The sequence below is a fragment of the Pseudomonas sp. MF7453 genome (genome assembly GCF_016405455.1).
Lineage (GTDB): Bacteria > Pseudomonadota > Gammaproteobacteria > Pseudomonadales > Pseudomonadaceae > Aquipseudomonas > Aquipseudomonas paralactis.
The window spans coordinates 1-23,779 of the sequence record NZ_JAEKCN010000010.1 but is presented as its reverse complement, the minus strand read 5'-3'; the positions used below and the strand labels follow the sequence as shown (position 1 = coordinate 23,779).

23 protein-coding genes are annotated in these 23,779 nt (G+C 59.2%); 8 read left to right on the top strand and 15 right to left on the bottom strand.

Features of this window, described 5'->3' with window-relative positions; translation table 11 throughout:
* Nucleotides 1-82: 82 nt before the first annotated feature.
* From JFT63_RS16595 to JFT63_RS16585, 3 genes are all read right to left on the bottom strand, one after another.
* The gene (locus tag JFT63_RS16595; protein ID WP_186562630.1) at nt 83-670 is read right to left on the bottom strand and encodes a nucleotidyltransferase family protein; all 588 of its coding nucleotides are present in this window, start codon (nt 668-670) and stop codon (nt 83-85) included.
* On the bottom strand, nt 667-1,653 hold the full coding sequence (locus JFT63_RS16590) for an XdhC family protein (RefSeq protein ID WP_186562628.1): 987 nt from the start codon (nt 1,651-1,653) through the stop codon (nt 667-669). Before JFT63_RS16590 ends, JFT63_RS16595 begins: the two co-directional genes overlap by 4 nt.
* A gap of 141 nt (nt 1,654-1,794) precedes the next feature.
* Nucleotides 1,795-3,126, bottom strand: a complete 1,332-nt coding sequence (locus JFT63_RS16585; protein WP_003189258.1) for a dicarboxylate/amino acid:cation symporter — start codon at nt 3,124-3,126, stop codon at nt 1,795-1,797.
* Between the two features lie 338 nt (nt 3,127-3,464).
* On the opposite strand from JFT63_RS16585, the gene JFT63_RS16580 reads away from it, so the two are divergent.
* Nucleotides 3,465-4,463: an AraC family transcriptional regulator gene (locus tag JFT63_RS16580; protein ID WP_198844318.1), complete on the top strand. Its 999-nt coding sequence runs from the start codon at nt 3,465-3,467 to the stop codon at nt 4,461-4,463.
* Between the two features lie 128 nt (nt 4,464-4,591).
* On the opposite strand, the gene JFT63_RS16575 is transcribed toward JFT63_RS16580, so the two are convergent.
* From JFT63_RS16575 to JFT63_RS16565, 3 genes are read right to left on the bottom strand one after another with little or no spacing between them, the layout of a single operon-like run.
* Nucleotides 4,592-5,938, bottom strand: coding sequence for an ATP-binding protein (locus JFT63_RS16575; RefSeq protein ID WP_057704658.1), 1,347 nt, complete (start codon nt 5,936-5,938; stop codon nt 4,592-4,594).
* Nucleotides 5,935-6,612: a response regulator gene (locus JFT63_RS16570; protein WP_057704659.1), complete on the bottom strand. Its 678-nt coding sequence runs from the start codon at nt 6,610-6,612 to the stop codon at nt 5,935-5,937. The genes JFT63_RS16575 and JFT63_RS16570 overlap by 4 nt, the downstream gene beginning before the upstream one ends.
* Before the next feature lie 18 nt (nt 6,613-6,630).
* The gene (locus JFT63_RS16565) at nt 6,631-6,939 is read right to left on the bottom strand and encodes a hypothetical protein (RefSeq protein WP_057704660.1); all 309 of its coding nucleotides are present in this window, start codon (nt 6,937-6,939) and stop codon (nt 6,631-6,633) included.
* A gap of 137 nt (nt 6,940-7,076) precedes the next feature.
* On the opposite strand from JFT63_RS16565, the gene JFT63_RS16560 reads away from it, so the two are divergent.
* The gene (locus tag JFT63_RS16560) at nt 7,077-7,793 is read left to right on the top strand and encodes a 4'-phosphopantetheinyl transferase family protein (protein WP_198844317.1); all 717 of its coding nucleotides are present in this window, start codon (nt 7,077-7,079) and stop codon (nt 7,791-7,793) included.
* A 104-nt stretch (nt 7,794-7,897) separates the two neighbouring features.
* On the opposite strand, the gene JFT63_RS16555 is transcribed toward JFT63_RS16560, so the two are convergent.
* Complete coding sequence (locus JFT63_RS16555) at nt 7,898-9,508, bottom strand: ATP-binding protein (RefSeq protein ID WP_057704662.1); 1,611 nt, start codon at nt 9,506-9,508, stop codon at nt 7,898-7,900.
* Nucleotides 9,505-10,230, bottom strand: a complete 726-nt coding sequence (locus tag JFT63_RS16550) for a response regulator (RefSeq protein ID WP_057704663.1) — start codon at nt 10,228-10,230, stop codon at nt 9,505-9,507. The genes JFT63_RS16555 and JFT63_RS16550 overlap by 4 nt, the downstream gene beginning before the upstream one ends.
* Nucleotides 10,231-10,824: 594 nt before the next feature.
* Between JFT63_RS16550 and JFT63_RS16545 the strand changes: the two genes are divergently transcribed.
* Both JFT63_RS16545 and JFT63_RS16540 read left to right on the top strand, forming a co-directional pair.
* The gene (locus JFT63_RS16545; RefSeq protein WP_157243957.1) at nt 10,825-10,968 is read left to right on the top strand and encodes a hypothetical protein; all 144 of its coding nucleotides are present in this window, start codon (nt 10,825-10,827) and stop codon (nt 10,966-10,968) included.
* A gap of 122 nt (nt 10,969-11,090) precedes the next feature.
* On the top strand, nt 11,091-13,985 hold the full coding sequence (locus tag JFT63_RS16540) for a ribonucleoside-diphosphate reductase subunit alpha (protein ID WP_003193565.1): 2,895 nt from the start codon (nt 11,091-11,093) through the stop codon (nt 13,983-13,985).
* Between the two features lie 256 nt (nt 13,986-14,241).
* Here JFT63_RS16540 and flgE read toward each other — a convergent pair whose 3' ends face one another.
* The 6 genes from flgE to JFT63_RS16510 form a co-directional block, all read right to left on the bottom strand.
* On the bottom strand, nt 14,242-15,558 hold the full coding sequence (gene flgE, locus JFT63_RS16535) for a flagellar hook protein FlgE (RefSeq protein WP_057704664.1): 1,317 nt from the start codon (nt 15,556-15,558) through the stop codon (nt 14,242-14,244).
* Nucleotides 15,559-15,589: 31 nt separating this feature from the next.
* A complete protein-coding gene (flgD, locus tag JFT63_RS16530) occupies nt 15,590-16,309 on the bottom strand; it encodes a flagellar hook assembly protein FlgD (protein WP_198844316.1) in 720 nt (239 codons plus the stop codon).
* A gap of 16 nt (nt 16,310-16,325) precedes the next feature.
* Nucleotides 16,326-16,769 (bottom strand): flagellar basal body rod protein FlgC, encoded by a 444-nt coding sequence (flgC, locus tag JFT63_RS16525; RefSeq protein ID WP_057704666.1) that lies wholly within the window; start codon nt 16,767-16,769, stop codon nt 16,326-16,328.
* A gap of 3 nt (nt 16,770-16,772) precedes the next feature.
* Nucleotides 16,773-17,180 (bottom strand): flagellar basal body rod protein FlgB, encoded by a 408-nt coding sequence (gene flgB / locus JFT63_RS16520; protein ID WP_003193573.1) that lies wholly within the window; start codon nt 17,178-17,180, stop codon nt 16,773-16,775.
* Between the two features lie 314 nt (nt 17,181-17,494).
* Entirely contained in the window at nt 17,495-18,322 is an 828-nt protein-coding gene (gene cheR / locus JFT63_RS16515; RefSeq protein ID WP_005790588.1) for a protein-glutamate O-methyltransferase CheR, read from the bottom strand.
* Nucleotides 18,323-18,364: 42 nt separating this feature from the next.
* Entirely contained in the window at nt 18,365-19,297 is a 933-nt protein-coding gene (locus JFT63_RS16510) for a chemotaxis protein CheV (RefSeq protein WP_057704667.1), read from the bottom strand.
* Nucleotides 19,298-19,371: 74 nt separating this feature from the next.
* Here JFT63_RS16510 and flgA point away from each other — a divergent pair, with 74 nt between their 5' ends.
* The 4 genes from flgA (at nt 19,372) to JFT63_RS16490 (ending at nt 21,958) form a co-directional block, all read left to right on the top strand.
* Nucleotides 19,372-20,127: a flagellar basal body P-ring formation chaperone FlgA gene (gene flgA / locus JFT63_RS16505; protein ID WP_198844315.1), complete on the top strand. Its 756-nt coding sequence runs from the start codon at nt 19,372-19,374 to the stop codon at nt 20,125-20,127.
* Nucleotides 20,128-20,269: 142 nt separating this feature from the next.
* A complete protein-coding gene (gene flgM / locus JFT63_RS16500; RefSeq protein WP_057704673.1) occupies nt 20,270-20,593 on the top strand; it encodes a flagellar biosynthesis anti-sigma factor FlgM in 324 nt (107 codons plus the stop codon).
* A gap of 48 nt (nt 20,594-20,641) precedes the next feature.
* Nucleotides 20,642-21,112, top strand: coding sequence for a flagella synthesis protein FlgN (locus tag JFT63_RS16495; RefSeq protein ID WP_198844314.1), 471 nt, complete (start codon nt 20,642-20,644; stop codon nt 21,110-21,112).
* 96 nt (nt 21,113-21,208) lie between these two features.
* Nucleotides 21,209-21,958 (top strand): flagellar brake protein, encoded by a 750-nt coding sequence (locus JFT63_RS16490; RefSeq protein ID WP_057704670.1) that lies wholly within the window; start codon nt 21,209-21,211, stop codon nt 21,956-21,958.
* A gap of 58 nt (nt 21,959-22,016) precedes the next feature.
* Here JFT63_RS16490 and JFT63_RS16485 read toward each other — a convergent pair whose 3' ends face one another.
* On the bottom strand, nt 22,017-23,396 hold the full coding sequence (locus JFT63_RS16485) for an MFS transporter (RefSeq protein WP_198844313.1): 1,380 nt from the start codon (nt 23,394-23,396) through the stop codon (nt 22,017-22,019).
* Nucleotides 23,397-23,779 lie beyond the last annotated feature (383 nt).

Genomic DNA, 23,779 nt, shown 5'->3' with positions numbered 1-23,779 from the left:
TTAAAAAGCCCCGCCTGAGCAATCAGGCGGGGCTTTTTTTTGCAAAAGATTCGAACACACGGCTGTACAAGTGCGGGAGGTATTAGCGCTCGACGCTGAAACTCAACCGTTGCGGCACGTCCACATCCCATAGCACCCCAGGATCATCCACCTGCACGCTCCGCACTTGGGCTTGTGCAAACAAAGGCTTCGCGCCACGGTCCCCGGTCAACGCCATCAATGCAGGCCCACATACACGACCGAAAGCCACCGGATGCCCATACTGCCCGGCGTGCACCGGCACAGTGATGCCTCCTGGATCGGCCAGCACACGCTCGATCGTCGCGGATCGAATAAACGGCATATCACCCAGCACCACCAGCCAGCCATCCGCCGAGGTGCTGGCCGCAACGGCTGCGGCAATGCTGTCGCCCATGCCGGCCGATTCCAACAGCAGGACCTTGCAACCGTGCGCTTGAGCTAACCGAATCACCTCAAGGCGCTCCGGTGAGGTCACGACCCAGCGCTCAACCAGCGTCGCGGGCAGGTTAACCAGCACCTGCTCGATAACCGCTCTCGTCACACCATCCAACCCCGTGCAAGCGGCCAGTAACTTGTCTTGATCAGCCCCGGCTTCGGCGCGGAAACGACTGCCCTGCCCTGCTGCCAGCACAATCGCCGTGACGGTCACTGCGCCGCTACCGCCAGGGGCTTTTTCTGCATCGGTGCCACGCCGTTCTTGATCGCGACAATTTCCGCCATCAACGACAGGGCAATCTCCGCCGGTGTATGGCTGCCGATATGCAAACCAATCGGCCCGTGCAAGCGCGCAATCGCATCTGCCGACAAGCCCAGCGCCGCCAGGTTCTCGCGGCGCTTCTGGGTATTGACCCGCGACCCCAGGGCGCCGATGTAGAACGCAGTGGAGTTCAGCGCCGTCAGCAGTGCCATATCATCCAAACGCGGATCGTGGGTCAGGCACACGATGGCGGTGCGCTCATCGGTGTGGATGTTCAACACGGCCTCGTCGGGCATACCCGGCACAAAGCGGCCGTGTTGCTCTTCCCAGCCGTAGACGAACTCTTCGCGGGGGTCGCAGATCAGCACTTCGAAATCCAGTAAACGCGCCATTTCGGCGACGTAGCGCGACAGCTGCCCGGCACCGATCAGCAGCAGTCGCCAGCGCGGACCATAAATGGCGCGCAGGCGTTCGCCGTCGAAGCTCACCACATCGGTTTTGCTCGCGGCGCTCAGGGTTACCGCACCCGTGGCCAGCTCCAACTCACGCGCGACGACCTGGTGGTCTTCACAGCGCGCCAGCAGTTGCTCGACCCAGGCCCAGTCATCCACTCGCTCTTCGGTCAGGCGCAGTGTGCCGCCACATGGCAAGCCAAAACGTGCCGCTTCGTCGCGGGTGACGCCGTAGGTCACCAATTGCACCGGTGGCCCATCGTCCGCCAGCCGCCCGTCTTGCAGGCGTGCGATCAAGTCATCTTCGATGCAGCCTCCGGACACGGAACCAATGACCACCCCGTCGCCACGCAAGGCCAGCATCGCCCCGGGAGGACGCGGCGCGCTGCCCCAGGTCTGTACCACGCTGTACAACACCACGCGCTGCCCGGCGCGGCGCCATTCCAGAACGCTACGCAGGACATTCAAATCCACACTGTCCATCAAACCTTCCTGCCAGCGTTGAAAAATCGTCGTTTACTGTAAAGCAAAATAATCAAAAAGTGGCCGCGCACAAACGCAAACGCCCCGAACCAGTCGGGGCGTTTGTCGATTGCCTAAGCGTCAGATCACGCCATCAGCGGCTTACTTGACCACAGGAGCAGGGCCTTCGGCCACACCCAGATCATCGAGCTCGCGGGTTTCGGAGATACCGGTACCACCGGATGCCAACTCGCTTTGCAGCTTGTCGGTGTCCAGCTCCTTGACCCACTTGGCCACGACGATGGTGGCAACGGCGTTACCCACCAGGTTGGTCAGGGCACGGGCTTCAGACATGAAGCGGTCGATACCCAGGATCAGCGCCAGGCCGGCAACCGGCAGGTGGCCGACAGCCGACAGGGTGGCAGCCAGGACGATAAAGCCCGAACCCGTCACACCGGCTGCGCCTTTGGAGGACAGCAGCAGCACCAGCAGCAGGGTGATCTGGTGGGTGATGTCCATGTGGGTGTCGGTCGCCTGAGCGATGAACACGGCGGCCATGGTCAGGTAGATCGACGTACCGTCAAGGTTGAAGGAGTAACCGGTTGGGATCACCAGGCCAACGACGGACTTCTTCGCACCCAGGCGCTCCATCTTGATCAACATACGCGGCAGTGCGGATTCGGAAGACGAAGTACCCAGTACGATCAGCAGCTCTTCACGGATGTAGCGGATCAGTTTCAACACGCTGAAACCGTGAGCGCGGCAGATGGCGCCCAGCACCAGCACCACGAACAGGATGCAGGTGATGTAGAAGCAGATCATCAACTGGCCCAGTTGCACCAGCGAACCCACACCGTAGGCACCGATGGTGAACGCCATGGCGCCCAGGGCACCAATTGGCGCCAGCTTCATGATCATGTTGATAATGTTGAACATCACGTGGGCGAAGCGATCGATGAAGTCCAGCACCGGCTTGCCGTAGGCACCCAGACGGTGCAGGGCGAAACCGAAGATCACCGAGAACATCAGCACTTGCAGAATGTCGCCGTTGGCGAAGGCGCCGACGATGGTGTTCGGGATGACGTTGAGGATAAAGCCGACGATGCTCTGGTCTTTACCGGCGGTGACGTAGGCCGCCACTTTGGAAGCGTCCAGGGTGGCGACGTCGATGTGCATGCCGGCGCCCGGTTGCACGACGTTGACCACGACCAGGCCGATCAGCAAGGCGATGGTGGACACGATTTCGAAGTACAGCAGCGCGTAGCCACCGGTTTTGCCGACCGATTTCATGCTTTGCATGCCAGCGATACCGCTGACAACGGTGCAGAAGATGATCGGGGCGATGACCATTTTGATCAGCTTGATAAAGCCGTCACCCAGTGGCTTGAGGGCCACGCCGGTCTGCGGGTAAAAGTGGCCGAGCAAAATACCGATAACGATTGCAACGATCACCTGGAAATACAGGGATTTGTAAATTGGCTGACGAGTCGTCATTGCAAAGTTCCTCAATCGTCCCGTGTGGCAAATATCCGCCATTGCCCACGGCACTTGAATTGCGAACCCTCCTGCACTGGAGGGATTTGTTGTTTGCGAAGCCTGTAGGAACAAACCTGCGCTGTAATCCTTATCGCAAACAACGTGCCACTTTGCTTAAACACCGTGAAGGCCCTTGGACATCAGGGCTTGGCGTGGATTGACGCGCTTGAGGCGTAGAGCAAGGTGGCGGATTTCCGCCCACCCATCCCGTCTCGTCCTACAATTTGGCGGATATCCGCCTTGCCGCCGCGCCGGGGGCTGACTACCATCCGCCACTCCATGGATGAGGCCCTTTCATGCGTGAACGTACCATCGCCAGTCACTACGCCCGAGCCGCTCTCGGCGGCGCGCGTCGCATGGGTTACGACTACTCGGGGCTGTTGCAGCAGGTAGGCATCACCCCCGAACTGCTGACCGAACCCCGCGCCCGTATCGCTCCGGAGCAATTTACGCGCTTGTTGCAAATGCTTTGGTTGGGGCTGGATGACGAATACCTGGGGTTCGCCGAAGGCCCGAGCAAACGCGGCACCTTCGCCATGATGTGCCACGCCCTGATCCACTGCCGCACCCTGGAGAAGGCTCTGGAACGGGGCTTACTGTTTTATAGCTTATTCCCACAGGGCCCGCGCTGGCAGCTGACGAAAGAAGGCGATATGGCGCGGCTGAGCCTGGATGACTCACAGCTATGGGACCCGGATCACTTTCTCAGTGAATGCCTGCTGGTGATCTGGCACCGCCTGGGCAGTTGGTTGATCGGCCAGCGAATCCGGCTGCAACAGGCCAGCTTCAGTTACCCGATGCCGGCCCATGCCGGTGAATACGACCTGCTGTTCCCCTGCCCCCAGGTGTTCGGTGCACCGACCAGCAGCCTGGTGTTCCCCAGCCGCTACCTGAGCCTGCCGCTGTTGCAGGATGAACGCACCCTCAAACACTTTTTGCAGCGCTCCCCGGCCGACTTGCTGTCCCGGCCCGATGAAGGCGACAGCCTGAGCAGCCAGTTGCGGCGTTTGCTCAGTCGCGACCGCACACCCTGGCCAGACCTGGAAGCGGTCGCCCAGCATTTGCACATCAGCCCACAAACCCTGCGCCGGCACCTGCGCGAAGAAGGCAGCAGTTTTCAGGCACTTAAGGATGAGTTACGGCGCGACATCGCCATCTATCACCTGGGGCGGGCGGATTTGTCCTTGCAGGAAATTGCCGAACAGTTGGGGTTCTCCGAACCGTCGGCGTTTCATCGGGCGTTCAAGAAGTGGACGGGGTTGACGCCGGGGGCCTACAGAGCGCAGGAGAGTTAGAGGTGTATTTGCTGGGAGGGCCTCATCGCAGGCAAGCCAGCTCCCACAGTTGATCGGGTTTATACAATTGGATGTGTGAATACATTCAAATGTGGGAGCTGGCTTGCCTGCGATGAGGCCACTGCAGATCACAAGGCAGGAAAGTGAATCCTGAACGCCGCTCCACCCAACGCTGAATCCCCCAACGTCAATCGCGCGTGATAGCTTTCGATGATGTCCTTGACCACTGCCAGGCCGATGCCCTGCCCGGGGTGCTGGCGATCTAGCCGTTCGCCGCGTTGCAGGATTCGTGCGCGCTGGTCCGGTGGCACGCCTGGGCCATCGTCTTCGATACACAGCTCAAGGCCGTCCAGGTTTTCCACCAGGCTGATACGCACTTGCTTGAGGCACAGGCGATAGGCGTTTTCCAGCAGGTTGCCGAGCATTTCGAGCAGCGCGCCTTTTTCGATGGGCACGTCGCACGCCGGCGGTAGATCAAAGGTCACGGTGACACGCTTGTCGCGGTAAACCTTCTCCAATGTATCGCACAGGCTTTGCAGCACGGGCTCCAGGCGTACCTGGTGGCGCACCAGCCCGCTTTTACGCAGGCTGGCACGCTGCAATTGGTAGCCGATCTGCTGGCTCATGCGTTCGATCTGCGATTGCAATACCCACGCCTGGCTGCGCTCTTCGGGACGCTGGGCCATGTCTTCGCTCACGCCCTGCAAGACTGCCAGCGGAGTTTTCAAGCTGTGGGCCAAGTCATCGAGGGAGTCACGGTAGCGCGCACGCTGTTCGCGCTCGCTGTGCAGCAAACGGTTGAGGGAGCCGGTCAGGCGCAACAGTTCGCGGGGGTGTTCTTCGCTGAGGCTTTCGCGGGTACCGCCTTCGATCTGGTCAAGTTCCTGGCTCAGGCGCCGCAGGGCTTGCAAGCCCCAGGTCAGGCCCAGCCACAGCAGCGTCAACAGCACCAGCAGGGCTGCGCCGAACCCGAGGTAGAGGTTCTCGCGCAAGCCTTCGAGGGTTAGCTGGTACTCACGCACCGGTTGCAGCGCGACAATGCTGAACGCGGCGCTCTTGCCCCCCAGCAGCCTGACCTCAACGTCATACACGAAGAATTCCTGGCCATTGGCCTCGCGGATGCGCGCAAATTCATTACCGCGCCCGTCGTAGCGCGGTTTGTAGTTGATGTTTTCTTCCTGGGTCGCCCGCGAACGCCACACCAGATGGCCTTCGCGGTCGTAGATATAGCCGAGCAGGCGGCTGTCGGTAAGGTTGAAACGCTCGTCGGGCAACTGCGCCGGCATCAGCAGGCGGTTATTTTCCACCCGCGCCGCAGAAATCAGGGTGGTCACATCCGACGCCAGACGCTGCTCGATGGAATCCTGCAACGCCAGGCTGAAGGCGCCTTGCATGGCCGGCAACAAGCCGAGCATAAACAGCACGGCCAGGGTGGCGGCCGCCAGCATCAGGCGCACACGTAGCGAGCGAATCAACGGCAGCGCTCATTGAACAGGTAACCCAAGCCGCGCACGGTATCGATTGGCTTGAACCCGGCAGGGCCTTCCAGCTTGCGGCGCAGACGGCCGACCAGCACTTCGATCACGTTTGGGTCGCGCTCGTCGTCATCGGGGTAGAGCTGCTCCATCAAGCGGTCCTTGGCCACCACCTGTTGATGATGGCGCATCAAGTACTCAAGGATCCGATACTCATAGGCGGTCAACGCCAGCGGCTGTTCATCCAGGGAGGCCTGTTTGCGGTTAAGGTCCAGCAGCAAGGGCCCGGCGGTAATGGTGGACTGGGTAAAGCCGCTGGAGCGGCGCAGCAAGGCATTCATACGCGCCTCCAGCTCTTCGAACTGGAAGGGTTTGACCACATAGTCGTCAGCACCTGCCGCCAAGCCTTCGACCTTGTCCTGCCAGTTGCCACGGGCGGTCAGGATCAGGATCGGAAAGGTCTTGGCCTGGGTACGCAGTTGGCGGATCAGGTCCAGGCCGCCCATGCCCGGCAGGCCAAGGTCGACGATCGCCAGGTCATGGTTGAACTGGCCGGTCTGGTACAGGGCTTCCTCGGCATTGGCCACGGCTTCGACCACATGCCCGCTGTCAGTCAGGCGGGTAAACAGGTGATGACGCAGCAGCGCCTCATCTTCCACCACCAGCAATTTCATAAGGCTCTCCAAGGCAATTCAACTGTCCGACAGAGGGATATCATAGCGGCCCTGCAAGTCTTGCGGGCGCAGTTTAATGCCATTGTACTGACCCGTCAGGTGTGTGTAGCCGCTGCGATAGTCGGTTTGCGCAGCGGTAACGCCCAGGGCCTGGCCCCACGGCGCGGCCTGGGTGTTGACGTCTTCGAAGCTGACACGATGGATCAGGTTGCCGGACTTCCTGGGTTTCTCGCCGCCAAATGCCGCAAAGGCGCCATCACTGGCCTGCACGCCGGCAGTGGCACCGAGCATGGTTAACGCCAACATCAGCTTCTTGATCGCAGTCATGGTAGTTACCTCATACGCGTTTGGCTGTGAGGTCCAGAGTACGCAGGGGCCCCTGAACTCCCCCTGAACAGGCTCTTAACCACACCTGAACCGCGCCGGACTATCCACTGGCCCATCAACTGGGCAAAATACCGCGCATGACGCCCCTACCCTCTTGCTGCACCCCGCTGGATGCCCATTGGCCGCTGCCGGTTGCCTTACCCGGCACGGTGTTTTTGAGCACCCGATTCGATCCAGCCTTATTGGACGCCGGCGATTTCCAACGCAGCGCCGTGCCGCCGCCGGCGAGCATCCAGCGCTCGGTTGCCAAGCGCCAGGCGGAGTTTCTCGCCGGGCGCCTGTGCGCCCGCGAAGCGCTGCAACGACTGGATAACCTCAACTGCATCCCGGCCATCGGTGAAGATCGCGCGCCGGTCTGGCCTGGGCATATCAGTGGTTCCATCACCCACAGCACCGGGCATGCCGCGGCCATTGTCGGGCACAAGGCGCAGTGGCACGGGTTGGGCATGGATCTGGAGAATGTGCTGACACTTGAGCGGGCGGAGCGTTTGGCCGGGGAAATTCTGACAGCCGATGAGTTGCAGCGCATGGCGGCCATACCGCGTGAGCTGCATGGGTTGTTGGTGACCCTGACGTTTTCGGTCAAGGAGAGTCTGTTCAAGGCGCTCTACCCCATCGTGCAAAAGCGTTTTTACTTTGAACATGCCGAGGTGTTGGGGTGGTCGCAGGCTGGGGATGTGCGGCTGCGGTTGCTCACGGACCTTTCTGAAGAATGGAACCATGGCAAAGAGCTTGAAGGGCAGTTTGTGGTGCAAGGGGAGCAGTTGTTGAGCCTGGTGGCTATCGCAAGATAGGAGCGAGCTTGCTCGCGAAAAACTCACAGGCGCCGCGTTTATTCAGGAAGCACGCGTTATCGTTGACGTTTTTCGCGAGCGAGCTCGCTCCTACAGTCAGGGTGTCAGGGTTTGTCTTGATCCCTTGGCCAGCTCAGGCTGAAGCACGCCCCGCCCAAATTGTTGCTCTTGCTGATCAACGCCCGCCCGCCATGCCAATAGATGATCCGCCGCACAATCGACAGGCCCAGGCCATGACCACCCGAGGCGCGGGTACGGCTGTCGTCCAGGCGCAGGAACGGTGTGAAAATTCGCTCCCAGGCGCTCTCCGGCACGCCGGGACCATCGTCCTCTACATCGATGCGGCAACGCAGTTGTCCAACCTGGTAACTGATCAGCACCTGGCCTTTGGCGTGGCGCATGGCGTTACTCACCAGGTTTTGCAAGGCGCGGTGCAGGTAACGCGGCTCAGCGTCGACCCACGCGTCTTCCCAGTGGGCCGATGACAGGCAAACACCGCGAGTCACGGCCACCTGCGGGCGCAGTGGCGACAATTCGCCGATGACTTGATCAAGCAGCGCATCGAGATCCACGCGCTGGAAATTCAACTCCGGCGCGCCCTGCTCCAGACGCGCATAGGTGAGCATTTCATCCACCAGGCCATCGAGGTCCTGGATATCGCCATCCATGCCTTCCAGGTATTTACGCCGTGCCTCGGGAGTGGCAGCGTCGCCAATCATCTCCAGACCAAAGCGCAGGCGCGCTACCGGCGTGCGCAGTTCGTGGGACACCGCACGCACCAGTTCGCGCTGAATCGCCAGCAATTGCTGCAGGTGTTCGGCCATGCCATTGAACGCGGCCGCCAGGCGCCCCACCGAGTCGGCACCCCGGGCCGGTACGCGCACTTCCAGGTTGCCCTTGGCGATACGCGTCGCGGCCGCCTCCAGACCTTTGAGCCGACGCTCCAGCTGGCGCACCAGTAAATAGACGATTAAACCGATCAGGGTCAGGCCGATCAAGGTGATCAGAATCAGCCACTGCGCCGGGTACGGGTTCATTTGATAGAGCGGACCGATTTCCAGCACCCACGGCGTACCGACCATGCCGGCGAATACGCGGATCGAATCGCCGCCCTTGCCCAGGGCCATCACCGTATCGCCTTCCGCTACGCGACGGCGCTGGTCGTCGTCCATGTCGGCCTGATCAAGGGCCACCAAGTGCATCTCAAAACCAAAGCCCTTGGCCTGTTTGATGTCAGCCAGACGTTGCGGCTGCTCGGCCACAGGAAAACGCACCAGTTCGTCGGCCAGCAGGTAAATAGTCGCACGGGCCAATTGCTCGCTGATCTGCTGTACTTCACCGGTGAGCACCAGTTGTTCCTGTTCACTGACCAGTCGCAGTACCCGCGCCGCATGAGGGCCGGTCTGTTCCACCAGCACCTGGCCGCGTTGCAGGCGGTTGCGCTGGCCAAGGTCCAGTTGCGCCTCTGTGAACGTGCGCAGCTCCAGTGGAATGCCCAGCAAGCGCTCCCACACTGCCAATGCACGCAGCCGCTCGATGGTGTTCATCGATTGCAGGTTATCGCCCATCAGGGCAAAGGTGCCGTGGGCCAGGCGCTCGCGGTATTGGCCGCTGCGCACGTCGTTGAGCAGGTGCAACGCCAGGGCGCCGAGCAACGCCACCAGGATCAGCGCCGCGCACATGCCGCCGTAGATGCGCAGGAAGATCGAGTTCACAGCGACATGTCGGCAGCGGCTTCGGGGACGAACAGGTAGCCTTTGCTGCGGATGGTCTTGATCAGGCGTGGGTGGATCGGGTCGTCGCCGATCTTCGGCCGAATGCGCGAGATGCGCACATCAATGGAGCGGTCCTGACCGTCGTAGCCAATGCCGCGCAGGGCGATGAAGATTTCTTCCCGGGACAGGATGCGCCCGGCATTCGCGACCAATAGCCACAGCAGGTCGAATTCGGCGCTGGTCAGTTCGATCCCGCCATCGTGCAGCCAGGCTTCGCGCAGCGCGTTGTCCACCACCAGCGGGCCGAACTGCAGGCGGCGCTGGCTTTCCCCCGCTGCCGGTAACGCCGGCTCGCTGCGCCGCAATAGGGCCTGAATACGCGCCAGTAACAGGCGCGGGCGCACGGGCTTGCACACATAGTCGTCGGCGCCCATGTCCAGGCCCTGTACCTGGTCCATGTCGTCGGTGCGCGCGGTGAGCATCAGGATCACGCCCTCATAACGCTCGCGAACTTTGCGACAGATGCTCAGGCCATCTTCGCCGGGCAGCATCAGGTCGAGGATTACCAGGTCTGGCTGTTCGGCAATGATGCGCGCTGCGGCCCTTGCACCATCGCTTTCCACCGAAACGCGCAGGCCGTTGCTTTCCAGATACTCACGGGTTAACTCGGCGAGTCGCTCGTCATCCTCGATGATCAGTATTTGCCAGGCTTCCTGCTCCATGCCCTACCTCGTTGTTATTAGAATTTCTTCTGGCCGACACAATCGAATGTGAAATACGGTCGGTGTGGGAGCTGGCTTGCCTGCGATGGCGGTGGGTCAGCGAGCCTGTGGGTGGCTGATACACCGCCATCGCAGGCAAGCCAGCTCCCACATATTGATCTTCAGCAGGCATAGCCTGCTTGTCATGTTTTGAGGGCATAACAAAGGCCGATTGTAGCCATGGCCCAACCCTTAAACACAAGCCGGGAATTCCATTCGGTGATGGCGTTTTTTTGTGATAGGGTTCGCGCCCTCAAAATTCCAAGCGGCGGTTTGTACCTTGGAATATTCGGTGACAAACGGTGTGATCCAGTAGTAATGCGGCCTACACGGGTGTTCCATGATTCATACACATTTTACTCACAGCGTTATCCACAGGTAGTGCGTTGCTAACCCCCCGAAAACGCATTATCTTGTACCTCGGCGCTAAAAAAACCCTACATGTAGGGTTTTAAGCGAAAAACCAAACACAAGTCAGACCAGAAACTCAAGCGCTTTCTTGCTCACGTTTGGTTGAACCAAAGCATTTTTTCAAAGCCCAAACCGCGCACGCGGATGGCAGCCGTTTTCCAGCCCGATTGGCAGAAGACGGTACGGGTGTTGCAGGGCTTGAACCAGGCCACTGTCACCCACCAGGAATACGGCGAAGGGCTCCCCGGCCCCGAGCCAAAAGACTTCGGCATGGAAGCGGCGCGATGAGCTCCCTTCCTCCTGTCCCGAAGTTGTTATGCCAGGCCCAGGCCTGCTGTAAGTGCTTCAGGACGGAACGGTGGGCACCTTGATGGTGCCCAAATAAATATAGAATGTGGAGACAACCCCCCATGCAAACCGACACAACTCGCGAGAACCCGCAAGGCTCCGTGCCGCAGGCCGCTGATTCGAATCTGGATCTGTCCGCCACTGCACCTGGCCAACTGCGTGTGATCAAGCGTAACGGCACTGTCGTTCCTTATACCGATGACAAAATCACCGTCGCTATCACCAAAGCGTTTCTTGCAGTTGAAGGCGGCACCGCTGCTGCTTCGTCGCGCATCCACGACACCGTTGCCCGCCTGACCGAACAGGTCACCGCGACCTTCAAGCGTCGCATGCCTTCGGGCGGCACCATCCATATCGAAGAAATCCAGGACCAGGTTGAACTGGCCCTGATGCGTGCCGGCGAGCAGAAAGTGGCCCGCGACTACGTGATCTACCGCGATTCGCGCGCCAAGGAGCGTGCCGTACGCTCCCCGGCCGAAGAAGCTGCCGTACAAGCGCACCCGTCGATCCGCATCACCCTGGCTGACGGCAGCTTTGCCCCGTTGGACCTGGGCCGCCTGAACACCATCATCACCGAGGCCTGCGAAGGTCTGGAAGAAGTCGATGGTGACCTGATCCAGCGCGAAACCCTGAAGAACCTGTACGACGGCGTGGCCCTGACCGACGTCAACACCGCGCTGGTGATGACCGCCCGTACCCTGGTTGAACGCGAGCCGAACTACTCGTTCGTGACCGCGCGCCTGCTGATGGACACCCTGCGCGCCGAAGGCCTGGGTTTCCTGAAAGTCGCCGACAGCGCCACCCACCACGAGATGGCTGACCTGTACGCCAAAGCCCTGCCGGCCTATATCGCCAAGGGTATCGAATTCGAATTGCTGAACCCGATCCTGGCCACCTTCGACCTGGAAAAACTCGGCAAGGCGATCAACCACGAGCGCGACCAGCAGTTCACCTACCTGGGTCTGCAAACCCTGTACGACCGTTACTTCATCCACAAGGACGGCATCCGCTTCGAACTGCCGCAAGTGTTCTTCATGCGCGTGGCCATGGGCCTGGCGATCGAAGAGAAGAACAAGGAAGACCGTGCGATCGAGTTCTACAACCTGCTGTCGTCCTTCGACTACATGTCGTCGACTCCGACCCTGTTCAACGCAGGTACCCTGCGTCCACAGCTGTCGAGCTGCTACCTGACCACCGTGCCGGATGACCTGTCGGGCATCTACCACGCGATCCACGACAACGCCATGTTGTCCAAATTCGCCGGTGGCCTGGGCAACGACTGGACCCCGGTGCGTGCACTGGGTTCGTACATCAAGGGCACCAACGGCAAGTCCCAGGGCGTTGTACCGTTCCTGAAAGTGGTGAACGACACCGCCGTCGCCGTGAACCAGGGTGGCAAGCGCAAAGGCGCTGTATGTGCCTACCTGGAAACCTGGCACATGGACATTGAAGAGTTCATCGAGCTGCGCAAGAACACCGGTGATGACCGTCGTCGTACCCACGACATGAACACCGCCAACTGGATCCCGGACCTGTTCATGAAGCGCGTCTTCGATGACGGCAAGTGGACCCTGTTCTCGCCATCCGAAGTGCCGGACCTGCACGACCTGACCGGCAAGGCCTTCGAAGAGCGCTACGAGTACTACGAAGCCCTCACCGAGTACCCAGGCAAGGTCAAGCTGTTCAAGACCATCCAGGCCAAAGACCTGTGGCGCAAAATGCTGTCCATGCTGTTCGAAACCGGCCACCCATGGTTGACCTTCAAGGACCCATGCAACCTGCGCAGCCCGCAGCAGCACGTGGGCGTGGTCCACAGCTCGAACCTGTGCACCGAAATCACCTTGAACACCAACAAGGACGAGATCGCCGTTTGCAACCTGGGCTCGATCAACCTGCCGAACCACATCGTCAACGGCAAGCTGGACACCGTAAAGCTTGCACGCACCGTCAACACCGCCGTACGCATGCTCGATAACGTGATCGACATCAACTACTACTCGGTGCCACAGGCGCAGAACTCCAACTTCAAGCACCGTCCGGTTGGCCTGGGGATCATGGGCTTCCAGGACGCCTTGTACCTGCAGCACATTCCTTACGGTTCCGATGCAGCCGTCGAGTTCGCCGACAAGTCCATGGAAGCGGTCAGCTACTACGCGATCCAGGCTTCCTGCGACCTGGCCGACGAGCGCGGCGCCTACGAGACGTTCCAGGGTTCGCTGTGGTCCAAAGGCATCCTGCCGCTGGACTCGCAACAGATCCTGATCGAAGCCCGTGGCCAGAAGTACATCGACGTTGACCTCAACGAAACCCTGGACTGGGCACCGGTACGTGCCCGTGTGCAGAAAGGTATTCGTAACTCCAACATCATGGCCATCGCACCGACCGCCACCATCGCCAACATCACTGGCGTGTCGCAGTCGATCGAACCGACCTACCAGAACCTGTATGTGAAATCGAACCTGTCGGGCGAATTCACCGTGATCAACCCGTACCTGGTTCGCGACCTGAAAGCTCGCGGCCTGTGGGACTCGGTCATGATCAACGACCTGAAGTACTACGACGGTTCCGTACAGCAGATCGAACGCATCCCGCAAGAACTCAAAGAGCTCTACGCGACAGCCTTCGAAGTGGATACCAAGTGGATCGTTGACGCCGCCAGCCGTCGTCAGAAGTGGATCGACCAGGCTCAGTCACTGAACCTGTACATCGCCGGCGCTTCGGGCAAGAAGCTGGATGTGACCTACCGCATGGCTTGGTACCGTGGCCTGAAAACCACTTACTACCTCCGTGCCCTGGCCGCGACCAGCACCGAGAAGTCGACCATCAACACCGGTAAGCTGAACGCTGTTTCCAGCGGCAACCATGGTGATGATTCGGTTCTCGCTGCCCCGGCCGGTCCGGCGCCAGTGCCAAAAGCCTGCGCGATTGACGAGCCGGATTGCGAAGCTTGCCAATAAGCTGAACCTGCCCTGGGTTTAACCACCCAAGGCAGAAAAGCCCCCGATACACCTAGGGTGTATCGGGGGCTTTTTCTTGGGCGGGCATAAAGCCCCTGTTGCGCTGCTGCTCGATCAATAACTGATTGGCAGCATGAAGCAGATACAAATGTGGGAGGGGGCTTGCTCCCGATAGTGTGGTGTCAGTCAATGGCTACTTGGCTGATACACCGCTATCGGGGGCAAGCCCCCTCCCACATTTTGAAGCACTAACCTATCAGGTCATCTGGATGATGGTCTGCATGATGGTGCTTTGGGTGGAGATGGTTTTTGCGTTTGCCTGGTAGTTGCTCTGGGCCTTGATCAGGTCCACCAGCTCGTTGGTCAGGTTGACGTTGGAAGCTTCCAGGGAGGAGGCCTTGATCGAGCCCAGTGTGCCAGCTTGCGGCGCGTCGTAACCCGGCTGGCCCGATGCGAAGGTTTCTTTCCAGGTCGTACCGCCAGCTGGTTGCAGGCCCTGCTCGTTGTTGAAGCTGGCCAGGGAGATCTGGCCAATGGCCTTGCTCTGCTGGTTACTGAAGGTGGCGAACAGCACACCGCTGCCATCAATCTTCAGGCCGGTGATCTGGCCGGTGGCGTAACCATCGGTGACCGGCGGGTTACGGTAGCTGGCCGAGTTGTACTGGGTAATGTTGGCCATGTTGATGGCGATGCCATCCGCGTTCGCCGTAGCATCGTTGGCCTTCCACACGCCGTCAGTCACGGTGCCGGGTACCCAATCCTTGATGGTCAAGGTCGTGCCGGCCACGCCGCCGGTCATGATGCTCTTGAGATTACCGGCACCATCGAAGGCCAGCGTCGACGGCACTGGCGCTTTCACATCAGCACCGGTACCGGTAGGCGCGGAACCGTCAGGGTTGCGGCCGTCGATCAAGGTGTAGGACTGCCACTGGTTGGCATCGGTTTTCACCAGGTATTGCACCATCGGGTGGGCGTTACCCTGAGAGTCGTACAACGTGGTGCTGTACTGGGTGGTGAAGGTCTCGGTTTTGGTGGGATCGAACGGCTTCTTGGTCTGGTCGATCACCGGTTCCGAGGAGTTCAGGTTACTGGAGGAGTCCACCTTGGTGGACGCCTTCGGTGGCAGGTTCGACAGGTTCAGTTGCAGGTCAACCAGGCCACCCTTGGCGATCTTGCCGTTGTCATCGGCGGCATAACCCTGCAGACGCGAAGTGCCGGTGTTGTTGGTGATGTAGCCGTCCTTGTCCGCACGGAAAGCACCGCTGCGGGTGTACTCCAGCGAGCCGTCGCTGCCCTTCTGCACGAAGAAACCGCCGCCCTGGATCGCCATGTCGAGGATCCCGCCGCCACCGTTGACGTCGCCTTGGGTGAACTGCTGAGACACCGCCGCCAGGTTCACACCGTTGCCGATGGTGTTCTGGCCGGTACCCAGCTTGGAGGCTGCGTAAATATCAGCGAACTCCGCACGGGATGACTTGAAGCCAGTGGTCGCGACGTTGGCGATGTTGTTGCCGGTCACGTCCAGTTGTTTGTTGGCCGCATAGAGGCCGCTAAGGCCGATATTAAAAGACATGTTTCTCTCCCTCTGCCGTATTTAGCCGGCTCTATGTACCGATAGTCTGAATTTGCGACAGCTTGGCGCTGCCCATGCCGCCTGCAAGGTTGAGCAGCATTTCGCCGCCGGTCTTGCTCAAGGTCACGCTGGTGACCGTGGCCGGCAGCGAGGTGGCCAGGGCCACCGCGTCGCCTTTGTCGTTCTTGGTAGAGGCATTGAAGGTGTAGGTGCCGGCTGGAGCGACCTCACCCTTGTCGTTCTTGCCATCCCAGATAAAGCTCTGGCTGCCGGCACTTTGTGCGCCCATATCCACGGTGCGCACGACGTTGCCGTCCTTGTCGGTGATCTTGATGGAAACGTTACCCACCGCCGATGGCACCTCCACCGAACCGTTCATGCTCTTGCTGGTATCAACCATGGCTTTGTCGGTCTGGATAATGATCGACCGCCCCACCAGCGACGAAGCCTGCAACGCCTGCGAAGAGCTGAAGTTGCTGGAGATGTTATTCACCGAGTCGTTCAGGGTGTTGATGCCTTCCAGACTGCTGAACTGCGCAAGTTGGGCCACGAACGCGCCGTTGTCCTGAGGCGACAGCGGGTTCTGGTTTTTCAGCTGGGTCACCAGCAACTGCAGGAATGCGTCCTTGCCCAGCGCCTGGTTGCCAGTGGCCGCTTTGGAAACATTCGCTACATTGTTCGAAGCGTCCTTGACCTTGGAATTGAACAGGTCCTGGACTGCCGTGTTGTTTGACGTATCAACGATGGCCATTATTTGGCGCCCCTTATCACTGACCCAGGGTCAGGACCTTCTGCATCATGGTCTTGGCGGTGTTCATCATTTCCGCATTGGTCTGGAACGAGCGACTGGCAGAGATCATGTCTGCCATCTCTTCAACCACGTTGACGTTGGGGTAGTAGACATAACCCTTTTCGTTCGCGGCTGGATGGTTGGGCTCGTAACGGGCCTCCAGGTTGCTCTGGTCTTCGACCACACCCAGTACCTGCACGCCGGAGCCGGCTGCGTCCTGGTTCTGGAACAACGAATCGCCGCCGCCGGCCTGGCCACCCTGAAACATGGTGGCGAACACCGGGTGACGGGCACGGTAAGTCTGGTCAATGCTCGAAGAGACGGTCTCGGCGTTGGCGATGTTACTGGCGACGGTGTTCAAACGCGTGGTCTGCGCGCTCATGCCACTGCCGGCAATATTGAAAACACTGGACAGGGACATGGCTTATTCTCCACGCAGGGCTGACATCAGCCCTTTGAATTTGCTGTTGAGCAGGGTAAAGCTGGCCTGGAAGTTCACCGAGTTCTCGGCGTAGTTCGATTGCTCCAACTGCGCATCGACGGTGTTCTGGTCGATCGACGGCTGCATCGGCGTGCGATACAGCAACGACTCGTCACCCTTGCTCAAACCTTGCGCTTCGATATGACGGCTGTTGGTCATGTTCAAGGCGAAGGTGCCGTTCTTGGTCTTGTCCTGCTGTGCGGCGAGCACGGCAGAGAAGTCCAGGTCCCGAGCCTTGTAGTTCGGGGTATCGGCGTTGGCAATGTTATTGGCCAGGACTTCGGCACGCTGGGCGCGAAAGCCCAGGGCTTGTTCATGGATACCGAGCGCTTTATCGAAGCTGATGCTCATGGCGGAAACCTTTAGGCTGACCTGCTGTTCGTTAGCAGGGTTATAGCAAGGTGCGTGCCAGTCTTGCGGGAGCCCGTATATCAAGGGTTTCGAGGGGAGTTGCCGGTGACTATGCCAGAAAAGCGGCAAGCGATTTCCGCGTAGCGCCATTAAAGCGGCAATGGGACTTGCCGCTTTACGCCAGCTTGCCGAGAAAACAAATGTGGGAGCTGGCTTGCCTGCGATGGCGGAGTGCCTGCCGACCTATTCGTCGACTGACAAAACGCTATCGCGGGCAAGCCCGGCTCCCACAGTTTTACTGCATACACCCCAAGCTACTTGGCCTGGTAGATGATTCCTGGGCTGCATTGCACCATCTGGTAGTGATCCGGCAGACCGTTCAAGGCTTCGGAAGCACCGAGGAACAGGTAACCCCCGCGCTTGAGAGTGCCGTGGATGCGCAACAGGATGTCTTTCTTCACTTCGGCCGAGAAATAGATCAGCACGTTGCGGCAGAACACCATGTCGAACTTGCCCAGGCTGGCGTAGCTGTCGAGCAGGTTGAACGAGCGAAACTCGACGCGATTCTTGATCGGTGCCTTGATCGCCCAACGCCCTGCGCCTTTGGGGTCGAAATAACGCTGCAGGCGCTCCTGGGACAAACCGCGGCCCAGGGCCAGGCTGTCGTACTCACCGGTCTTGCAGTTGGTGAGCATGGTGCCGGACAAGTCGGTCGCGACAATTTGCGCGCCGGCTTTCAACTGGCCCATGTTGGTTCGCTCGAACTCGTCGATGGACATCGAGATCGAGTAGGGTTCCTGGCCCGAGGAACAGGCAGCCGACCAGATGCGCAGGCGCTGGCCCGGGCTGGCCTTGATGGCTTCCGGCAGCACTTTGTTCTTGAGCACTTCAAAGGGGTAGGTATCGCGAAACCACAGGGTTTCGTTGGTGGTCATTGCATCGACCACCATTTCCTTGAGCCCGCTGCGCGGCTGCCCCTGGATCCGCTGGACCAACTCACCCAGGGACTTGATGCCCTGCTGTTCCATCAGTTTGTTGAGACGGCTGGATACCAGGTACTGCTTGTTTTCACCGAGCAATATGCCACAGGCTTTTTCCAGGAAGACCCGGAACTGTTCGAAATCCAAATTACCCGTAGACAATGATGCCGCCTCTTAAATCGTGTGATCGCCGGGGGAAATCCCCTAGCCGTGATCTGCTGCCTTGATCCGGTCGACTACCCGGGATGCGAGGTCATCAGGACGGAATTTGGCCAGGAAGTCATCAGCACCGACCTTCTTGACCATTGCCTGATTGAATACCCCCGACAACGAAGTATGCAGGATGATATGCAGTTTTTGCATGCGTGGATCGTTACGTATCTCGGCCGTGAGCGTGTAGCCGTCCATTTCCGGCATCTCGATGTCAGAGATCATCATCAAGAATTCTTCTTCGGGCTTCTTGCCTTCGTCCACCAGCTTGCGCAGGTAATCCAGGGCCTGGCGACCATCATTGAGGGCCACCACGTCTACACCGACGGTCTGCAGGCAGCGTGTGACCTGCTTGCGCGCCACCGAGGAGTCATCCACGGTCAATACGCGCAGGGACACCGCCTTGTGCGCAGTCTCGGCATCCACCACACCCACAGAGATGGTTTCGGACGTCGGTGCCACTTCGGCGAGGATTTTCTCCACGTCGATGATTTCAACCAACTGGTTATCGACCCGTGTCACCGCCGTCAGGTAGTGATCGCGCCCCGTGCCCTTGGGAGGCGGATGGATCTCTTCCCAGTTCATATTGACGATCCGCTCCACCGAGCGCACCAGGAAACCCTGGGTCTTGGTGTTGTACTCGGTGATGATCACAAAGGGGTTCTCGCGGTCTTGCAAACCCGCCGAGCCCGTGGCCATCGCCAGGTCAAGAATGGGGATAGTCGCGCCTCGGATGTTGGCTACGCCGCACACCACCGGGCTGGACTTGGGCATGATCGTCAGCTTGGGGCATTGCAGCACTTCCCGCACTTTAAATACGTTGATGCCGTACAACTGCTTGCCATCCAGGCGGAAAAGCAACAACTCCAGGCGATTCTGCCCTACCAGCTGTGTGCGCTGGTTTACTGAATCCATTACACCTGCCATGCCCTGACTCCTAAATCCTGGGGGTACGACGCGTACCCAACACTAAACGGCACGAGCTTTGCTATTTATTAAACATGGATATTAAAACGACAGTTTCCCGACGCCCTAGCCACCGCAGGCTGCTCTGCGCCGTGATGGCGCTGCTTGCTTTGAGCCTTGGCGCTACCGCGCGCGCCGATAATGTCACGCTGCCTGATCTCCTTATCGGCGTCACCCAGGGCTTTCTTGAATTCACTGTAGAAGATTATCTGGCGACCACGCAGACCCCGGGACGTTATGAAATCCAGGTCAGCCAGTTGGACCCGCGCTTGCGCATGCCGATGTGCGACAAGGAATTGACAGCCACCCTGGAAAGCCCGGCCCAGCCCATCGGGCGCGTAACGGTAAAAGTTCGCTGTGAAGGCGCCTCACCGTGGACGGTATTCGTGCCGGCTCAGGTGAAATTGTTCCGCGATGTGGTAGTGGTCGCGCGGCCATTGAAACGCACCGGCATCATCGGCTACGAGGACGTGGCCCTGCGCGAGCGCGACATCAGCCTGATCAACCAGGGCTACCTGACTTCGGTGGATCAGGCTATCGGGCAGAGGCTCACCCGACCAATGGTTACCGACCAAGTTATTACCCTGGTTCACCTGGAACAGGCCGAAGTGATTCGCAAGGGTGATCAGGTGGTGATTTCGGCCAGCAGTGGCGGGCTGAATGTGAGGATGCCAGGCGAGGCACTGTCCAACGGCGGTATGAGCGAACAGATTCGCGTGAAGAACCTCAACTCCAATCGTGTGATCAAGGCGCGAGTTACGGCGCCGGGTCAGGTCGAAGTGGCTTTATAGATTACTGGAATCACAGGCCGGCTTTTCCTACACTGTGCGTTGGATGTCGTGCGGTACAGGTTTATTGTCAATCGAGCCTAAAGTTTGCCCGGGTATGGCCGAAAACATGGCAAGCGTCCAAATACCCAGAGGTTTTTTCACCATGGTCATTGATTTCAGTCGTTTAAATAACACCCAGGCCTTGCCGGGCAATACGCGCACCAACGGTGCCAAGGACAGCGTAGAAGCCAAGCCCCAGCCGCTGCCCGCCAAGGCAGAGCAGCCCAGCGCCAGCCAAAGCGGGGAATCGGTACACCTGAGCAATGAGGCTCAACAATTGCAGAAGGTCACTGACTCGCTGCGCGACCAGCCCGTTGTCAATAAAGCCCGCGTGGCCGAGTTGAAACAGGCCATCGCCGACGGTAGCTACAAAGTCGACAGCAACCGTGTAGCCAGCAAGCTGCTTAACTTCGAAGCCGAGCGCTAGGCAAAAGCCTGCGCTGGGCTTTTGGACGCTTAAAACCCAAGGCCAGCCATGCACCACGACGAACATCTGCTTCAACTGATCATTGATGATCTGGCGCCGACGCACCAGTTGCTTGAGCTGCTCAAGGAAGAATCCCTGGCCCTGTACGGCCGGGACATGCCTTTGCTCGAAGAAATACTGGCACGCAAGCAGTCGCTGATTGTGTTGCTCGAACAACACGGCAAGACGCGCAGCCAGATACTCATCAGCCTGGGCCTGCCTGCCGACCACGACGGCCTGGCACAACTGGCCAGCCACTCCTCAGTCGGCGATCGATTACTGGCCCAAAGCAAGGAACTCAATCAGTTGCTTACCCAGTGCCAGGAAGCCAACCTGCTCAACGGTCAATCTATCCAGCTTCAGCAAGCCACGACCGCCAACCAGTTGCGCATACTGCATGGCGGCGAGCCTCCGGCCCTGTACAACGCCCAAGGCTCTACCTCTCGCCTGGTCAAGCCAGGCACCCGCAGCCAAGCCTGACAACGGTTTACAGCGCGACCTATCCAAGGAGCGCTACATACTGGCAAAATGCCGGTTCTTGCGTGTAGTCGTACTTTGTCTGGAGATGGAAGAACCGTGTTTAACGCCCTTAATGCGGAAGATGCACCGCAGCCACCGAAGGTGCTCACCACGCCTCTGGAAGTCGCCAGCACATTACGGATGCTGCAAGAAAGCCATGATCCGCTGATCATCACTTTCCACGAACGCAGCCAGCGCTTCCAGAGCTATTTGGTAGATATTGACCGGGACAGCAAAACGCTGGCCCTGGATGAAATGATCCCCCGTGACGGTGAGCGCTACCTTGAGAATGGCGAACCCTTCCGTATCGAAGGCTTCCACGAGGGTGTACGGGTTGCCTGGGAAAGCAATGGCACGCTGAGCGTCAGCGAAAAAGATGGTCACCGCATCTATAGCGGCAGCATGCCCGACGAGGTGGTTTACCATCAGCGGCGCAATGCGTTTCGCGCTGCGCTGAAACTTGCGCAATTGGTAAATATCGAACTGGGCGGCGAGAAGCTCAAGGCACCGCTCAGCGGCAAGCTTCTGGACATTTCTGCCACTGGCTGCAAATTACGCTTTGAGGGTGACATCTCCGAGCGCCTGCAGTTGGGCCAGGTCTATGACCGCTTTATCGCCGCCCTGCCCTTTGGCAGTATGACCACCTCCGTCGAACTGCGTTACCTGCACTTCGAAGACAAGATCAACACGACCTTTGCTGGCGTGCGTTTTCACAACATGAGTGGTTTGGTACAGCGCCAGGTGGAACGCTTTGTCTACCAGCTACAGCGCGAGGCTCGGCGCTTCGATAAGGACGACGATCTTTAAGGTTTGATCGCTGAAATAAAAAACGGGCAGTTCCTGATAGGAACTGCCCGTTTTTATTTCAGGGACGCGCCCTGCTCAAGTCATGGGGATGTTCATCCGGATCTGCCGGCTCCTGCGGCTCATCACTGGCCGGCTCATCATTTATGGGCTCTGACTCGGGCTCCGGATCAGGGACAGCGACCTGCATCTGCTCCTGTACCACTTGCTCGTCCACCCGTGGATCGAGCGCTGCTACCAGCGGTGAACTGGACATGCTGTCGGGCATCGCCACGTGATGCAGCGGGGCGTCGTCGACCTGATGCAGGTTAGTCACGGCTTTGGGACGGATGCGCCATACCAGGATCAACGCGCACAAACTGAAAAACGCGTAGAGCATCTGGCTGCCGAACAGCTTCATCACCACACCCGCCAGCAATGGGCCAATACTGGCGCCTATACCGTAGGTCACCAGCAACATGGCCGTCAGCGAAACCCGACGATCACCTTCTACATGATCGTTGGAAAAAGCCACAGCCAACGGGTAAAGGCAGAACTGCACCAGCGAACAAAAGAAGCCCGCCACAAACAGCACTTCCAGCGGTACTTGAGTCATGATCGCCAGCGGCAATGCTGTTACTGCCAGGCACAACGCAAAGCAGCGAATCAATAGCGCACGGTCATAGCGGTCCGATAACCATCCCAGCGGCCACTGAACGACCAAGCCGGCAAAAATGCAGCTACCCATGAACAAGCCGACTTGTTCAGTCGTCAGCCCCTGCTGAGACGCGTAGAGCGGCGCCAAACCGTAAAACGACCCCACGATCAACCCCGCGCCCAGCACCGTACTGAGAGACTGTGGTACGCGCTTTATAAAGAAGCGGGGCTCCATCGGAGCGGGGTGCAGGGGCGCGGGGTGAATGCGTCGGGTCATGGCCACCGGCACCAGGCACAAGGCAAAACACAGCGCGACCAACATCAGCAGTTCAAGCCCAAGATGGGGATGCATTACGAGGATCAACTGCCCCAGCACCAGCCCGAGGTAGGACGCGATCATGTAGCCGCTGAACACCACGCCACGCTGCTTGGCATCTGCTTGCTCATTGAGCCAGCTTTCGATGACCATGTACTGGCACATCATTCCCAGGCCAACGATTATCCGTAACACGATCCAGGCGGGTAACCAGTCAACCAAACCGTGACCCAGCACTGCCGCGCCGACGATCCCGGCGCAAGTGGCGTAGGCACGAATATGCCCAACGCGTGCGATCAGGCGATGCCCGATCTTGCCGCCCAGTACCAAGCCAAAATAGTTGGCGGCCATCAGCGCACCAACCCACAAACTGTCGACATTGTCTGCCGCCAGGCGCAGGGCCAGGTAAGTACTGAGCAGGCCGGAGCCAATCAGCATCATCAAAGAGGCGAAATAAAGGGCTCGAAAAGATTTCCAGATCTGGCGCATCGGCGTTCCGAGCGGCTCCTTGCGGTGAGGGATTGGGCTATCGGCATGATAGTCCGGGGTGGCCGGGTCCGGACAGGCGGTGTGGCCTGTTTCCGGGGATTATTTTGTATATGAGCTCAGACGTCGCACCTGTGTCTGCAGGTACACAACGAATAGAGATAAATACATGACGCCCTGCTGTGAACCCTGAAGCGCTGCAAGGTTCGACTGATCTTTGAGGCTTTGCAAAAAGCTGTGGATATTGAAGAGCGCTGTACTTTTCGACCGCCCAAAACAAAACCCCTGTTTGCGTTAGCAAACAGGGGTTTCGGAATTTAATCTTGACGATGACCTACTCTCACATGGGGAAACCCCACACTACCATCGGCGATGCATCGTTTCAC